Consider the following 15220-nt stretch of genomic DNA (forward strand, 5'->3'; position numbering starts at 1 on the left):
AACGACAACGCACCCGCCACCACCGCAGCAGCGATCTCACCCTGCGAATGACCCACCACAGCAGCAGGCCGCACCCCGAACGACTCCCACAACGCAGCCAGCGACACCATCACCGCCCACAACACCGGCTGCACCACATCCACCCGGTCAAAACCAGGCGCACCCGCCACCCCACGCACCACATCCACCAACGACCACTCGACGAACTCCCCCAACGCCACCCCACACTCCGCGAACCGAGCCGCGAACACCGGCGAGGAGTCAAGGAGTTCCACCGCCATCCCCACCCACTGCGCACCCTGACCCGGAAACACGAACACCGGCGAAGCAGCACCGCCCACCACCGAACCCGACGACACCGACTCACCCCCCACCAGCACCGACCGGCACTCGAACACCGACCGCGACCGCCACAACGACCACGCCACATCCACTCCGGCGAGGGAGGTGGACTCGGCGGCGAGCTGCGCGAGCCGGGACTCCTGTTCCGCGAGTGCGGCGGGGGTGCGGGCGGAGACGAGCCAAGGGAGTGCGAGCTCGCGGCCGGGCGCGTCCGTGACCGCGTCGGCGGGCTCGGGCTCGGCCGGTTCGGCCGTGGCTTCCAGGATGACGTGGGCGTTCGTGCCGCTGATGCCGAACGACGACACCGCCGCCCGGCGCGGCCGGCCCTCGCTCTCCTCCCACGCCCGCGCCTGCGCCAGCAGCTCCACCGCGCCCTTGGACCAGTCGACCAGCGGTGACGGGGTTTCGGCGTGCAGGGACTTCGGCAGGGTGGTGTGCCGCATGGCCTGCACCATCTTGATCACACCGGCCACACCGGCGGCGGCCTGGGTGTGACCGATGTTGGCCTTCACCGATCCCAGCCACAACGGCCGGTCGCTCTCATGTCCCTGCCCGTACGTGGCCAGGAGTGCCTGCGCCTCGATCGGGTCACCCAGCTTCGTACCCGTACCGTGCGCCTCCACCACGTCCACATCAGCCACCGACAGACCGCCATCAGCCAGCGCGGCACGGATCACCCGCTGCTGCGCCAGGCCGTTGGGGGCCGTCAGACCGTTGGACGCACCGTCCTGGTTGATCGCGGAGCCCCGGATCACCGCCAGCACCGGATGGCCGTTGCGTCGCGCGTCCGACAGCCGCTCCAGCAGCAGCACACCGACGCCTTCGCCCCAGCCCGTGCCGTCGGCGTCGGCGGCGAAGGGCTTGCAGCGGCCGTCGGCGGCCAGGCCGCGCTGCCGGCTGAACTCGACGAACATGCCGGGGCTGGACATCACGGTGGCGCCGCCGGCCACCGCCAGGCTGCACTCGCCGGAGCGCAGGGCGCGCACGGCCAGGTGCAGGGCGACCAGGGACGAGGAGCAGGCCGTGTCGACCGTGACCGCCGGGCCCTCCAGGCCCAGGGCATAGGCGATGCGCCCGGACGCCACGCTGGACGTCGTACCGGTGAGGACGTGACCCTCGACGGCTTCGGCCGCTTCGTACAGGCGGGGGCCGTATTCGGGCGCGGTGGCTCCGACGAAGACGCCGGTGGCGGTGGCGTGCAGGGCGCGGGGGTCCAGTCCCGCCCGTTCGATCGTCTCCCAGGTGGTCTCCAGGAGCAGCCGCTGCTGCGGGTCCATCGCGGTCGCCTCACGCGGCGAGATCCCGAAGAACCCCGCGTCGAACTCGGCCGCGTCGTGCAGGAATCCGCCCTCGCGGACGTATGTGGTGCTGGTGTGGTCGGGGTCGGGGTCGTAGAGGGCGTCGAGGTCCCAGCCGCGGTCGGTCGGGAACGCGGTGACGGCGTCCACGCCGTCGGCGACCAGGCGCCACAGGTCCTCGGGGGCGCGGACGCCGCCCGGGAAGCGGCAGCCCATCGACACGATCGCGATCGGCTCGTCGGCGATGTGCTGGTGGTCGCGCAGGACGAGGTCGGTCGAAGGGGAGGCGTTCAGGCTCTCGGCGAGCCGTGCGGGCGTGGGGTGTTCGTAGACGGCGGTCGCCGGGAGGGCGAGTCCGGCCACGGAGTTGAGCCGGTCGCGCAGTTCGACGGCGGTGACGGAGTCGATGCCGAGTTCTTTGAAGGTCCGCTGCGCGTCGACGAGTGCCTGGTCCGGGTAGCCGAGGACGACGGCGGTGGATTCGAGGACGAGCCGCAGTGCGTCGGCGTCGTCGAGTCCGGTGGTCGGCTCGTCGGAGGTGGTGGCCGGGCCGCTGTCGACGGGGGCCGCCGTGGTGGCCGCGGTGAGGTCCGGTGTGCCGGTGATCCAGTGGCGTCGGCGCTGGAAGGCGTAGGTGGGCAGTTCGGTGCGCCCTGGTGCGAGGCCGGTGAAGACGGGGGTCCAGTCGACGTCGGCGCCGTGGGCCCACAGGGCGCCGAGGGAGGTCTGGAAGCGGGTGGCTCCGCCCTGGCCGCGGCGCAGGGTGCCGGTGACGACGGCCTGTCGGGAGCCGGTCGCGGCCTCGACGGTCTCCTGTACGGGTGTGGTGAGTACGGGGTGCGGGCTGACCTCGACGAAGGCACCGTGGCCCGCGAGCGCCAAGGCGCGCAGGACCGGTTCCAGGAGGACGGGGTTGCGGAGGTTGTCGTACCAGTAGTGTGCGTCGGTGGCCGCGCTGTCGATCCATTCCCCGGTGACGGTGGACAGGAAGGGCACGTCGGGGCGGCGCGGGGTGATGGCGGCGAGGAGGTCGAGCATCTCCTGGCGGACGGGTTCCACGTGCGGGGAGTGGGAGGCGTAGTCGATGCCGACGCGGCCGGCGCGGACGTTCTCACGCTGTGCGGTGGCGAGGATGTCGGTGACGGTCTCGATGTCGGCGGAGACGACGGTGGAGGAGGGCCCGTTGAGGGCGGCGACGGTGACCCGGTCGTCCCACCGCGCGGTGAAGCGGCGGGCGGCGTCCTCGGGAAGGGCGAGCGAGACCATGCCGCTGCGGCCCTCCAGCGGGACGAGGATCTTGCTGCGCAGGGCGACCACCATGGCCGCGTCCTCCAGGCTGAGGGCTCCGGCGACGCAGGCGGCGGCGATCTCGCCCTGGGAGTGTCCGACGACCGCGGCGGGGCTGATGCCGTGCGACTGCCACAGGGCGGCCAGCGACACCATGACGGCCCACAGCACGGGCTGCACGACGTCGGAGCGGTCCAGGGGCGGGGCGTCCGCGTCGCCGCGCAGGACGGCGGCGAGGTCCCAGTCGACGTGCGGGGCCAGTGCGGTGCCGCACTCGGTGAGGCGTGCGGCGAACACCGGGGAGGAGGCGAGGAGTTCGGCGGCCATGCCGGCCCACTGGCTGCCCTGGCCGGGGAAGACGAACACGGGCCGGTGGATGTCGCCGTCGAGCGGGCCGTACGGGGCCGCGGTGGTGATGCCGCTGAGTAGACCGGCGGTGTCGGAGCCCACGGCGAAGGACCGGTGGGCGAGGGCTGTGCGGGTCGTCAGCAGGGACCAGGCGGTGTCGACGGGGTCGGCGGCGGTGGCGCGGACGTGCGCGGCGAGGCCGTCGGCCTGGGCGCGCAGGGCGCCGGGGGTGGCGGCGGACAGCAGCCACGGCACGGTGGCCGGGGCGGTCCGCGGCTGCCGGGGGGCGTGTTCGGTCGCGGGGGCTTCTTCGAGGACGAGGTGGGCGTTGGTGCCGCCCATGCCGAAGGAGGAGACCCCGGCCCGCAGGGGGGTGCCGGGCGCGGCCGGGGTCCAGTCGGTGGTCTCGCGCTGGACGCGCAGGCCGAGGCCGTCGAGGTCGATGGCGGGGTTCGGCTCGTCGTGGTGAAGGCTGGGCACCAGTCGGCGGTGGGACAGGCACAGGACGGTCTTGAGGAGTCCGGCGATGCCGGCGGCGCCTTCGAGGTGGCCGATGTTGGTCTTCACGGAGCCGACGGCCAGCGGGGTCTGCCGGCCTTCGGCGGTGCCGAGCACCGCGCCGAGGGCGGTGGCCTCGACGGGGTCGCCGACGCGGGTTCCGGTGCCGTGGAGTTCGACGTAGCCGATGCCGGCCGGGTCGGCTCCGGCACGCAGGTACGCGGCGCGAAGGACGGCGGCCTGGGCGTCGGCGTCCGGGGTGGTGATGCTGGTGCCGGTGCCGTCGTTGTTGAGGGCGCCGCCGCGGATCACGGCGTGGATGCGGTCGCCGTCGGCGAGGGCGTGGGTGAGCAGCTTCAGTACGACGATGCCGCCGCCCTCGCCGCGGACGTAGCCGTTGGCGCGGGCGTCGAAGGTGTGGCAGGTGCCGTCCGGGGAGAGGGCTCCGAACTGGGCTGCGGCCAGGGAGCTTTGCGGGCTGAGGTTGAGGTGCACTCCGCCGGCGAGGGCGAGGTCGCAGTCCCCGTGCCGCAGGCTGTCGCAGGCGAGCTGGACGGCGACCAGGGAGGACGACTGGGCGCTGTCGACGGTCATGCTGGGGCCGCTGACGCCGAGCGCGTAGGAGAGCCGGTTGGCGACGAGGGAGCGGTTGAGGCCGGTGAGGGTGTGGTGTCCGGTGCCCTGTCCGGCGTCGCGGACGACGTCGGCGTAGTCGCAGACGTCGACGCCGAGATAGACCGCGGTGGCGCGCGGGGCGGCGGTGACGGGGATCGCCGCGTGTTCCAGGGCCTCCCAGCCCAGTTCGAGGGCGAGGCGGGCCTGCGGGTCGGTGGCGTCGGCCTCGCGGGGCGAGATGCCGAAGAAAGCGGCGTCGAAGTCGGCGGGTGCGCTGACGTAGCCGCCGCGCAGGGGGGCGGTGCCGCCGTGCGGGGTGGGCCAGCCGTCGGCGGGCACGCCCGCGCGCCGGTCCTCGGGGATGTCGGTGACGGCGTTGCGGCCCGCGGTCAGCAACTCCCAGTAGGCGGCCGGATCGTCGGCGCCCGGGAGCCGGCACGCGAGGCCGACCACGGCCACGGGCTCTTGGCCCGGGACGGTGTTCGGGACGGCGGTGGGCACCGGCTCGTTCATCGATGGCACTCCAAATACCGGGGGCGGGAGGCTGGGGGTTGCTCACACATTCGCACGCGTCCCGGGGCCCTCCGGCGATCCGGGGAAGCGCTCTAGGGGAATCTCTAGCCTCGGTCTTTCGTACGGGCCGCCGACCATGTGTGGGCATGCCGAAGGCCCGCGTGTCGTTTCGGTCGGACACCGGGTGAAGGCGTGATGCTCGGCCGGGGACGCCGATGCCCCCACGCCGTGGCGGGGGGGCACCTGGGCGAGCGGGCGCGGGGCTCAGCCGGCCGCGGCCACCGTGGCGTCGTGCAGCGCGTCGACGATCCGGTCCACCTGGGGCGCGGTCACGATCAGCGGCGGGGCGACGGAGAGCACCGGGCCCTCGCTGCGTACGACGACCCCGGCGCCGAGGCAGGCCTGGCTCACCTGGGCGGCGCGGGCGAAGGAGTCGAACTCGACACCGGCGAGCAGGCCGACGCCCCGTACGTCGCTGACCCCGTCCAGTCCCTTGAGGCGGTCCGCCAGCTGCCCGCACAGACGCTCGCCCATGGCGGCCGCGTGGTCGATCAGCCCCTCCTCCTCGATGGTGCGCAGCACGGTCAGGGCGACGGCGGCGCCGAGGGCGTGCCCGCTGGTCGTGTGCCCGTGGCGCAGACCGCCGAGCATCGGGTCGCCGGCGAACACGTCGGCGACGGCCGTGGTCATGGTGACGGCGGCGAACGGCACGTACCCGGCGGCCAGTCCCTTGCCCGTGGTGATCACGTCGGGACGGATGTCCTCGCGCTGGTGCGCGAACCACGCCCCGGTACGGCCGAGTCCGGTGGTCACCTCGTCGACGACGAGCAGGACCCCGTGGCGGTCGCAGATCTCCCGGACGGCACGCAGATAGCCGGCCGGCAGCGGGCGGATGCCGCCCACCCCGAGGACCGGTTCCACGAAGAACGCGGCGACGTTCTCCGCGCCCTGCGCGACGATGGCCTCCTCCAGCGCCTCCGGGCCGGGCCGGGCGTCTGCCGCGGAGCCGGGCGTGGGGATCTGCACGAACCCGTCGGGCAGCGCCCCGCAGCCCGTCCAGGCGATCGGCGAGGCCGACATCGCGGCGGCCGCGACGGTGGTTCCGTGGTAGCCGTCGGCGAGCGAGATCACGGTGGTCCGCCGCGGCTCGCCGCGCAGTGCGTGGTACATCCGCACGATCCGGATCGCCGCCTCGGTGGCCTCCGAGCCGGAGTTGCAGAACAGGGTGCGTTCGAGGGGCTCGCCGAGCAGTTCCGCCAGCCGGGCGGCGAGCAGGACGGCGGGCTCGTTCGACGAGCCCAGCAGGGCGTACGTCATCAGCCTGCCGGCCTGCTCCTCGATCGTGGCCAGCACGCGGGGATGGCGGTAGCCGAGCGTCGCGTTGAACTGGCCGCTGCGGCCGTCCAGGTACGTGCGCCCGTAGGAGTCGGTGACCTCGCAGCCCCGGCCCTCGACCAGCACCAGCCGGTCGCCGATGCCGTGCGGGGTCCAGGGGTGCAACAGGTGACGGCGGTCGAGTTCGGCCAGTTCCTCGCCGGTGCGGGTCGGCGCTGCGGTGTCGGTCATCGGCACAACTCCAGGTATGACAGGTAGGGATCGGGGCGTACGGCGAAGGGCCGGGGTCACCAGCGCACGGCGGCCGCGGCGGCGAAGTCACCGGCGTGCGCGAAGCCGGACAGCACGACGAGATCGCCCTTGTCGATCTTTCCCTCGTCGCGGGCCTGGGAGAGCGTCACCGGGATGCCCGCGCCGAAGAGGTTGCCGTACCGGTCGAAGGTGTCCGGGTGGCGTTCGGGCTTGAGGCCCAGGTCCTCCCGCCAGTTGTGCAGGAACATCCGGTTCGGCTGGTTGGTGACCAGCAGGTCGATGTCGGTGGTGGGGGTGCCGAGGCGTTCGCACAGCTCCCGGGTCACCTGGGGCACGAGCTGGTTGCCCCGCGCGACGATCTGCTTGACCTTGCTGTCGGTGAAGCCGATGTCGATCTCTCCCTCGCCGGGTTCCCAGTACTTGCGGGTGTCCACGGAGAGGGTCATGTCGTTGGCGTACTCGACACCGTGATGTGTCACCACGTCGAGGATCGGCGACTCGTCGCCCGCCGTCAGAAAACCGACGCCGCAGCCGTCCCCGGGCACGGGGGCGTGCTTGCGGCCCCTGAGCTCGGGCCGGGCGAAGAGCTGCCCGGCCGTGTTCTGCACACAGCAGATCAGGGCGGTGCGGGCCTGGCCCGAGGCGATGAGGCCGCGGCCGAGCTTCATCAGGTACACGAAGGCGGCACAGCCGCTGTTGTGGACGTCGATGATCCACTCGGGCACGGGGTCCAGCCCCAGCCGGGCCACGATGTCGGCGCCGGCTCCGGTGAACGCCCGGTCCGGGAGCGAGACGTTGGTGAGGACGACGTCCACCGGGCCGTCGCCCCGCTCGCGCCGGCGCTCCAGCATCGGCAGGGCGGCCGCGACCGCCATGTCGGTGGCGCTCTCGTCCGGCGCGGCGTGCCGCCGGGCGGCCGGCGGGCTGAACATCGCGCCCTCGGTGTCCTGGACTTCCTGATCGGTGTAGAACTCGGTGCCGACGCTGCGTTCGGGCAGATAGCTGTCCACGTCGACCAGGCTGACGGGGATCATGCGCCCGCCTCCGGCGCGGTGGCGACCGAGACCGGAAGGCCCCGGCTGCTGCGGTATTCGAGGATCCGCTTGAGGTTGTCCAGCTCGATGCGGTGGCCGGCGTAGAACAGCGGCCACAGGTCGCCCACCCAGATCCGCTCCGGGTCCGGGGACAGTTCGGGATACGGGTTCTTGTCGTAGTGGGGGTGGTGGCAGTTGGTCCAGATGACCACCGAACCCGGCTTGCCGAGCACCTGCTCGGCCGGCACGATCCGGAACAGGTAGATCATCCAGAGTTCCTCGCCCTGGTCCCAGGCGCAGTGGTAGTCGAGCGTGAGCGCCTCGCGGTTGGGCCGGAGCCGCATGAATATCCTGGTGTCCTCGGCGAGGGTGTCCCAGCCGACGTAGAGCCCCTCGGTGCCGGTCGGCCGGAACGACCGTGTGCTGACCGAGTACTCGTCCAGGCTGTTGATGTCGCTGAGGTAGGCGAAGACGTCCTCGGGCGGGCAGTCGATGTACTCCTGGATCGTGCAGAACTGCCCGTACACCTCGTCGTGCGGGTACTCGGGCCGGGTCCGGGCGGTGGCCTCGGCGATGAGCTCGGGCACGCTGCTCGTCTCGCACCGGACGAGGCCGGGGATGTCAGCCAACTGGTGTGACGCGGTCGTCATGGTGTGCTCCTGCGGAGGTGGGGCGGTCGTCGATCAGACGGAGGAACGGCACGAACGGGGGCAGCTCGTCCGGGTCGGACTCCACACAGACCAGAGCCGGGCCGGTGCGGTCGTTCGTCGTGAGGAGGGCGCGGCGCAGTTCGCCGGCCGTGGTCGCCGTGACGGCCGGGAGCGAGGGGAACATGGCCCGCGCGCCGGCCGCGATGTCGGCGGGCTTGAACGTGTTGTACGAGTAGTCGGCCTCGAAGAGGAGTTGCTCCCGGGTCACGCACATCCCGTGGGCGTTGTTGTTGAAGACGACGAAGGTGACGGGCACGTCGTGTTCGACGGCGGTGTGCACCTCCATGCCGTGTGCGTAGAAGCCCCCGTCACCGGAGATCACATAGGTGCGCCGCCCGGTGGCGAACGCGGCCCCGATGCCGGCGCCGAAGCTGTGTCCCATGCCGCCCATGCCGAGGGCGAGGACGAAGTTCCCGTGCCGGGGCACGGTCAGGTGGTGGATGACCGCCGAGCTGGCGTTGCCGGCGTCGGACACCACGGTGGCGTCGTCGGGGAGGGCGGACTCGATGGCCCGGACCGCGTCGCTGAGCCGCACGCCGGGGGTGTCGGGGCGGGGCGCCGTCAGGTACTCCGGGCCGCCGCCCGGCCGTTCGCGGCCGATCGAGGTCCGGGGCAGTGCGCCGAGCAGGTCGTCGACGGCCGCCAGTTCGGTGCGCAGGTCGCCGTCCACGTGGACGACCGGCACGCCGTCGCGGTGCGGGCCGGTGAAGGGCGGCTCGGGGTCGTAGCAGATCAACGGCGTGTCCTGGAGGGCCGGTTCGAGTCCGGTGCGGGCCATCACCGGCAGCCGGGTGCCGACGAGCACGCATAGGGCCGCCTTCTCCAGGTGGCGTTGCACCGACGGATGCCCGATCGCGCCGGCCACGCCCACGAAGCGCGGATCACGGTTGTCGAAGGCGTCCTTGGCCTCCGGCGTCACGGCCACCGACGCGCCGAGCCGGCGGGCCAGTTCGGCGACCTCCGCGCGGACGTCCGCGCGGCCGACGCCGTCCCCGGCGATCAGCAGGATGTCCGCCCCGCCGGTGACGGCCTCGGCCAGCAGTGCGGCCGCGGCCGCCCGGTGTGCGGCCGCGGGGGCCTGCGGCTGCGGGGGCAGCAGGCCGGCGAGGGGCGGGAGTCCGTCCGCGGGCGCCTGCTGGACGTCCTTGGGCAGCAGCAGGACGGCCGGTCCGCGGTGCGGTCCTCGGGTGGCGGCGATCGCCTCGGCGAGCAGCGCGGCGGTGTCGCCCGGAGTGTCGACCCGGGCGCAGAAACGCGAGATCGGGGCGAACAGGCGGACCGCGTCGAAGGCGCCCGCCCGGCCGCTGGAGTCCTGGAAGGCCCCGCGGCCCTCCAGGGGGCGGGGCGGCTGGCCGATCAGGGCGAGCACCGGGACGCGCGCGGCGTACGCCTCCGCGAGGCCCGGGACCAGGTTCATCGCGCCGGCCCCCGAGGTCGCCATGGCGACGCCGAGTCTGCCGGACGTGCGGTGGTACCCCTCGGCCATGGTGGCGGCGGAGAACTCGTGTTTGGCGACGACGGCCCGGACGGCTCCGTCCGAGAGGTGGGCGGCGTCGTAGAGGTCCTCGATGTTCGCGCCGCCGACTCCGAACACATGGTCAGTTCCCCGTGCCGCCAGGGAAGAGATGATGTAGTCGGCGACGCGTGGGGGACCGTTTCGCATCTTCGTCTCCTCGGGGTCGACGAGCATCCCCGCAAACGTCTCTTGTCGGCCGGGTCGGAAGGCCACAACGTAGCCCGGCTTCCGGCCACCGCACGCCCGGTCCGGGGCGGTCTGGAACATCCACTAGTGTTCCCCGCCCGCGGCGAACGCGGCGCGGCGGCCGGGGCGTGACGGCCGCGGCGTGACGGCGGCTCATAGCCAGTGCGCGGGCCTGCCGCAAGGGGCGGCGGTCTAGGCGAATGCTCGAATTCGAGCAGGCAGGCTGTGCGTGCGGCTGTCCGCTGCGCTTCCTTCGGCGTGGGGGTGCGCGCCGGCGCCCGGCCCGGCTCTTCACGCACACGGTCGCACTCCCGAATCGAGAGAAGGGCGAATCGATGACTCCGACAACCGCGCCCGCGTCCGCGCGCGGCGAGGAGGCGGACACCCTGGCGGCGCTGGCGGTCTCCGCGGCGGCCGTGGACGGCGGTGTGCTGAGCGACGTGGAACTCGCGGCATGGCTGGAGGACCGGCGGCACACGCAGCCGCAGCGGGTGGAGCGGGTTCCGTTCGCGGAGCTCGACGGCTGGCGCTTCGAGCGGGACACCGGCGACCTGCGGCACGTGAGCGGCCGGTTCTTCGCGGTGCACGGGCTGCGGGTCCGCTCGGACTTCGGGCCGGTGCCGGCGTGGGACCAGCCGATCATCGACCAGCCCGAGATCGGCATCCTGGGCATCGCCGTGCGGGACTTCGGCGGAGTACCGCACCTGCTGATGCAGGCGAAGTCGGAGCCGGGCAACGTGAACGGGATGCAGCTGTCGCCGACCGTTCAGGCGACGAAGAGCAACTACCTCCGGGTGCACGGGGGTTCGGCCGTCGCGTACCTGGACTGTTTCCGCAGTCCCGAGCCGGGCGCGGTGGTGGCCGACGTCCTGCAGTCGGAGCAGGGTTCATGGTTCCTCCGCAAGAGGAACCGGAACATGATCGTGCGGGTGGGTCCGCAGGTGGAGGCGGGCGAGGACTTCGCGTGGCTGACGCTCCGCCAGGTGAACATGCTGCTGCGGCAGGACAACGTCGTGAACATGGACGCCCGTACGGTGCTGTCGTGCCTGCCGGACTGGCGGGCGGACGCCGCCGCGGTGACCGGATCGCTGCACTCGGACACCGAGGTGCGCAGTTGGATCACTCGGCGCCGGGCCGAGCACGAGGTGAGCGTGACGCCGATCGGACTCGCGCGGACCGAGGGCTGGCGCCGCGACCCGCACACGGTGTCCCACGTGGACGGACGCCACTTCAGCGTGGTGGCCGTGGACGTCATCTCGGGCCGCCGGGAAGTGGCCGCGTGGTCGCAGCCGCTCGTCGAACCGCACGGGACGGGGATCGCGGCGCTGTTCGTGCGCCGGATCGACGGGGTGCCGCATGTGCTGCTGCGGGCACGGGCCGAGGCCGGGTTCCTCTCGGTGGTCGAGCTGGGCCCGACGGTCCAGTGCACCCTGGATAACTACTCCCATCTGCCGCGCGAGTCGTGGCCGCCGTACCTGGACGAGCTGCTGGACCGGCGCGACAAGGCCGTGTACGACGTGCTGTTGTCCGAGGAGGGCGGGCGTTTCCTCAACGCCCAGAGCCACTACGTGATCGTCGAGGTCGAGGACGAGACACCGCTGGAGTCGGAGGAGTTCCGCTGGGTGTCGCTGCGTCAGGTCGACGAACTGCTGCGGCACAGCCACAACGTGAACGTCCAGGCGCGCACGCTGATCGCCGCGCTGAGGTCGCTGTGAGCGCCCCGGCGGCGCGGCCGCTGCGTCTCGGCGCGATCGGTACCTCGTCGATCGCCTGGCGGCGGGTCCTGCCGACGGTGGCCCGGATGCCGGAGTGGGAGCTGGTGGCCGTCGCCGGACGCACGCCGAAGAAGGCGGCCCGCTTCGCGGAGCACTTCGGCTGTGCGGCCGAGGAGGATCCCGGGGCCCTGCTGGAGCGGTCCGACCTGGACGCGGTGTACGTGTCGGCCCCGACGTCCCTGCACCGTCGCTGGGCCGAGCGGGCACTGCTCGCCGGTAAGCACGTGCTGGTGGAGAAGCCGATCGGCGTGGACGCCGCCGAGGCGCGTGCCCTGTGCGCGCTGGCGGCGGAACGCGGACTGGCGTTGCGGGAGAACTTCATGTTCCTGCACCACCCGCAACACGCCGGAGTGCGTGAGCTGGTGGTCGACGGCCGCCTGGGACGGCTCGCCTCCTTCAGTGCCGCCTTCTGCATTCCGCCGCTGCCGGAGGACGACATCCGCTACGCCGCCGGGCTCGGGGGCGGCGCGCTGCTCGACGTCGGGGTGTACCCGCTGCGGGCCGCCGTGCTGCAGCTGGGCCCGGGACTCGACGTGGCCGGCGCGACACTGCGCACCCGGGCCTCGGACGGCCTCGACCTGTCGGGACAGGTGCTGCTCGCCTCGCCTTCCGGGATCCTCGCCGAGCTGGCTTTCGGCTTCGAGCACACCTACGCGTCGACGTACACGATGTGGGGCGACCGGGCACGGCTGACCGTGACCCGGGCGTTCACTCCGCCGGCCACCCACCAGCCGCTGCTCGTCATCGAGGAGCAGGATCGCGAGGAACGGAGGACGCTGCCCGCCGCCGACCAACTGGCGCTGCTGTTGCAGGAGTTCGCGCACGCCGTCCGCGCGGGCGGCGGAGATGCCGGACAGCACACGGACTCGATCGCCATGATGGAGCTGGTGGACGCCGTCCGGACGACGGCCCGGCGGATTCCGGTGCGCTGAGACTTTTGCACTTTAGGAAAAACACGATCACGATCCGGCTAACCTGAAACCATGATGGCCAGGACAGTCAACGAGCAGACCAGAACATTCACGCAGAATGCACGGCGGGCGCAGATAGTTCAGGCGGCAATCGAAACACTCGCCTCATCCGGCTACACAAAGGCATCCTTCAGTAAGATCTCGCAGCAGGCCGAGCTCAGCAGCACGGGGATGATCTCGTACCATTTCTCCGGAAAGCCCGAGCTTTTCGCGGAAGTCGCCCGCGCCATCATCGAAAAGGCCGAAAACATAGCGGACTCACGCATGGGCGACGAGCGGACGTATCGCGGCAAGCTGAGCGCGTACATCACGTCCAGTTTCGACTTCGTCGAGCGCTACCCGATCCACACCCAGGCGCTGACCGAGGTCGTCAGGATGGTCCGGGACCGTCAGATCACCGGTCTGGAGGGTATCGAACGCAGCATCATGTCCGTGGACCGGCTCATCGTTCTCCTCGAACAGGGCCGTGACGCCGGCGAGTTCGGCAGCTTCGACTGTCTCACCATGGCCTTGGCGATCCGCGGTGCCATCGACACCGTCCTGTGCCGTCATCTGTCCCACTCCGCGATGGACCTGGAGCGGTGCGCCCGCGAATTGACGGTCGTGTTCGACCGCTGCACCACGCCCGTGTAGTACCAAGATTGGCCGAAAAGCTGCACGGCCACCACTCTGGAGCACATCTCATGACCTCCCCCACACCCCGCTCTGAGTCCTCGGCGCCCGCGGCGCCACCTTCCGCGGCCTCACCCCCCACCCCATCCGAAAACCCGTCCTCACCCTGGGCTTTCGTGATCACTGTCGGCTGCGACGTGGTACTCCCCGTCGGGCTCTATTACATAATGCGCGGCGCCGGAGCTGGTGAGATCACCGCTCTGCTGCTCAGCGGATCCGCGCCCGCCCTGCACACCCTCTACTCCGCGATTCGCCATCGAAGGCTGGACGCGATCGGGGTATTCACGCTCGCGCTGCTGGTGGTGAGCGCGGTGGCTTCCCTGCTGGCCGCGGACCCACGCCTCGCCCTCGCCCGCAACGGCCTGTTCACCGGACTGGCCGGAATCTGGCTGCTGGTCACCCTGTTCACCGCGCGCCCCTTCACGTACCAGGCGCTGCGCTCTCTGCTGCCCGGGAGAAGCGAGCAACTGGAACGGACATGGGAGTCCGACGCCTCGTTCCGCCTCGTATGGCGCGGCCTGACGGCGCTGTGGGGCATCGGCCTGCTGTGCGACGCGCTGCTCCGGCTCATCATGGCCTACACCCTGCCCGTCGACACGGTGCCCGCGCTGGACGGCGCCCTGTACGCGGTGTCGTGGATCCTCCTCCAGGTGATCACGCAGGTCGTGCTCCACCGCACCCGCACGCTCGCCAAGGTCATGGGTGACCGCAGGCCGCGCGGCCCCGCCTCCGTGCCGGCCTCCCCACAGGACGACACGAGCGGCTGACGAACCGCCCCACACGCTGCCGAGACGACCGTGACCGGGCCGACGACGGCCCGGTCACTCGCGTATGCCGTGCCGTGCCGTGACGTGCCGCGCCGTGACGGCAGGCCGCTTCGGCGTCCGTCCCCGGTGTGGCACCGGATGCCCTCGGCAAAGCCGTTGCGGATGTGGGGTTTTCCCCACACTGCCCTCCGCGAGGATGGGAGGGCCCCACCGGACGCGGCGTCGGTACCTGCCGCCCGGCCGGGGCCCGTGGTCTCCGGATCGTTGGCCGGTGCCGCGGGCCGTCGCGGCCGGCCGGTTCGCCGGGGTGTCCGTGTGGTGCGGATCCGTTCCGTTCCGCCCGACCGTCTCCGGGCGGGACGGCCGGTTCCGCGGGACGCCGCGAAAGCGGCGTCCAGGGGCCCGTCGACGCGTCGGATCACGCCACATGCGCACAGTCACTACGCGTGCCGCCAGGCACTGAACGAGGAGGTTCCCGGCCATGGACGCTGGGCTCAAGCGCGAGCTGGAGGAGAAGATCCTCTCCGGTGAGCGGCTGTCCCGTGAGGACGGCATCGCCCTGTACGAGTCGGACGACCTGGCCTGGCTGGGCGGTCTGGCACACGAGGTGCGGACCCGCAAGAACGGTGACGTCGTCCACTTCAACGTCAACCGGCACCTCAACATGACGAACGTCTGCACCGCGTCGTGCGCCTACTGCTCGTTCCAGCGCAAGCCGGGTGAGCAGGACGCGTACACGATGCGCATCGAGGAGGCCGTCCGGCTGGCCAAGGCGATGGAGAACGAGCACCTGTCGGAACTGCACATCGTCAACGGCCTGCACCCGAACCTGCCGTGGCGCTACTACCCGCGCTCGCTGCGGGAGTTGAAGAAGGCGCTGCCGAACGTCGGTCTGAAGGCGTTCACCGCGACGGAGATCCACCACTTCGAGACGATCTCCGGTCTCTCGGCTTCCGAGATCCTCGACGAGCTGATCGACGCCGGCCTCGAATCCCTCACCGGCGGCGGCGCGGAGATCTTCGACTGGGAGGTCCGCCAGCACATCGTGGACCACCGCACCCACTGGGAGGACTGGTCCCGCATCCACCGGCTGGCGCACGA

General features: G+C 71.8%; 10 protein-coding genes. 5 read left to right on the top strand and 5 right to left on the bottom strand.

Annotated elements, in window-relative coordinates; translation table 11 throughout:
- The 5 genes from ACZ4MF_RS47460 to ACZ4MF_RS47480 form a co-directional block, all read right to left on the bottom strand.
- Positions 1-4901, bottom strand: a 4901-nt coding sequence (locus tag ACZ4MF_RS47460) for a beta-ketoacyl synthase N-terminal-like domain-containing protein (protein WP_467500495.1), incomplete at its 3' end; no start/stop codon positions are given.
- 264 nt (positions 4902-5165) lie between these two features.
- Complete coding sequence (locus tag ACZ4MF_RS47465) at positions 5166-6467, bottom strand: aminotransferase family protein (RefSeq protein WP_467500497.1); 1302 nt, start codon at positions 6465-6467, stop codon at positions 5166-5168.
- 56 nt (positions 6468-6523) lie between these two features.
- Positions 6524-7522 (bottom strand): 3-oxoacyl-ACP synthase III family protein, encoded by a 999-nt coding sequence (locus ACZ4MF_RS47470; protein ID WP_467500499.1) that lies wholly within the window; start codon positions 7520-7522, stop codon positions 6524-6526.
- The gene (locus ACZ4MF_RS47475; protein WP_467500501.1) at positions 7519-8172 is read right to left on the bottom strand and encodes an SRPBCC family protein; all 654 of its coding nucleotides are present in this window, start codon (positions 8170-8172) and stop codon (positions 7519-7521) included. Before ACZ4MF_RS47475 ends, ACZ4MF_RS47470 begins: the two co-directional genes overlap by 4 nt.
- Entirely contained in the window at positions 8144-9895 is a 1752-nt protein-coding gene (locus ACZ4MF_RS47480) for a thiamine pyrophosphate-binding protein (RefSeq protein ID WP_467500503.1), read from the bottom strand. The genes ACZ4MF_RS47475 and ACZ4MF_RS47480 overlap by 29 nt, the downstream gene beginning before the upstream one ends.
- Before the next feature lie 374 nt (positions 9896-10269).
- Here ACZ4MF_RS47480 and ACZ4MF_RS47485 point away from each other — a divergent pair, with 374 nt between their 5' ends.
- The 5 genes from ACZ4MF_RS47485 to ACZ4MF_RS47505 form a co-directional block, all read left to right on the top strand.
- On the top strand, positions 10270-11649 hold the full coding sequence (locus tag ACZ4MF_RS47485) for an NDP-hexose 2,3-dehydratase family protein (RefSeq protein WP_467500505.1): 1380 nt from the start codon (positions 10270-10272) through the stop codon (positions 11647-11649).
- Positions 11646-12641 carry a Gfo/Idh/MocA family protein gene (locus ACZ4MF_RS47490; protein ID WP_467500507.1) on the top strand — a complete coding sequence of 332 codons (996 nt, stop codon included), beginning with the start codon at positions 11646-11648 and terminating at the stop codon, positions 12639-12641. The genes ACZ4MF_RS47485 and ACZ4MF_RS47490 overlap by 4 nt, the downstream gene beginning before the upstream one ends.
- A gap of 51 nt (positions 12642-12692) precedes the next feature.
- Positions 12693-13313, top strand: coding sequence for a TetR/AcrR family transcriptional regulator (locus tag ACZ4MF_RS47495; RefSeq protein WP_467500509.1), 621 nt, complete (start codon positions 12693-12695; stop codon positions 13311-13313).
- Between the two features lie 155 nt (positions 13314-13468).
- On the top strand, positions 13469-14119 hold the full coding sequence (locus ACZ4MF_RS47500; protein WP_467500511.1) for a VC0807 family protein: 651 nt from the start codon (positions 13469-13471) through the stop codon (positions 14117-14119).
- Between the two features lie 481 nt (positions 14120-14600).
- Positions 14601-15220 (top strand): radical SAM protein (locus ACZ4MF_RS47505; RefSeq protein WP_467500513.1); only part of this gene is annotated, 620 nt, incomplete at its 3' end.

The organism is Streptomyces sp. NPDC025793, assembly GCF_055558375.1.

Bases quoted from the DNA above. Each gene is read 5' to 3' on its own strand.
- ACZ4MF_RS47480 (WP_467500503.1), bottom strand. From the start codon at position 9,895: ATGCGAAACGGTCCCCCACGCGTCGCCGACTACATCATCTCTTCCCTG.
- ACZ4MF_RS47470 (WP_467500499.1), bottom strand. From the start codon at position 7,522: ATGATCCCCGTCAGCCTGGTCGACGTGGACAGCTATCTGCCCGAACGC.
- ACZ4MF_RS47495 (WP_467500509.1), top strand. From the start codon at position 12,693: ATGATGGCCAGGACAGTCAACGAGCAGACCAGAACATTCACGCAGAAT.
- ACZ4MF_RS47465 (WP_467500497.1), bottom strand. From the start codon at position 6,467: ATGACCGACACCGCAGCGCCGACCCGCACCGGCGAGGAACTGGCCGAA.
- ACZ4MF_RS47485 (WP_467500505.1), top strand. From the start codon at position 10,270: ATGACTCCGACAACCGCGCCCGCGTCCGCGCGCGGCGAGGAGGCGGAC.
- ACZ4MF_RS47475 (WP_467500501.1), bottom strand. From the start codon at position 8,172: ATGACGACCGCGTCACACCAGTTGGCTGACATCCCCGGCCTCGTCCGG.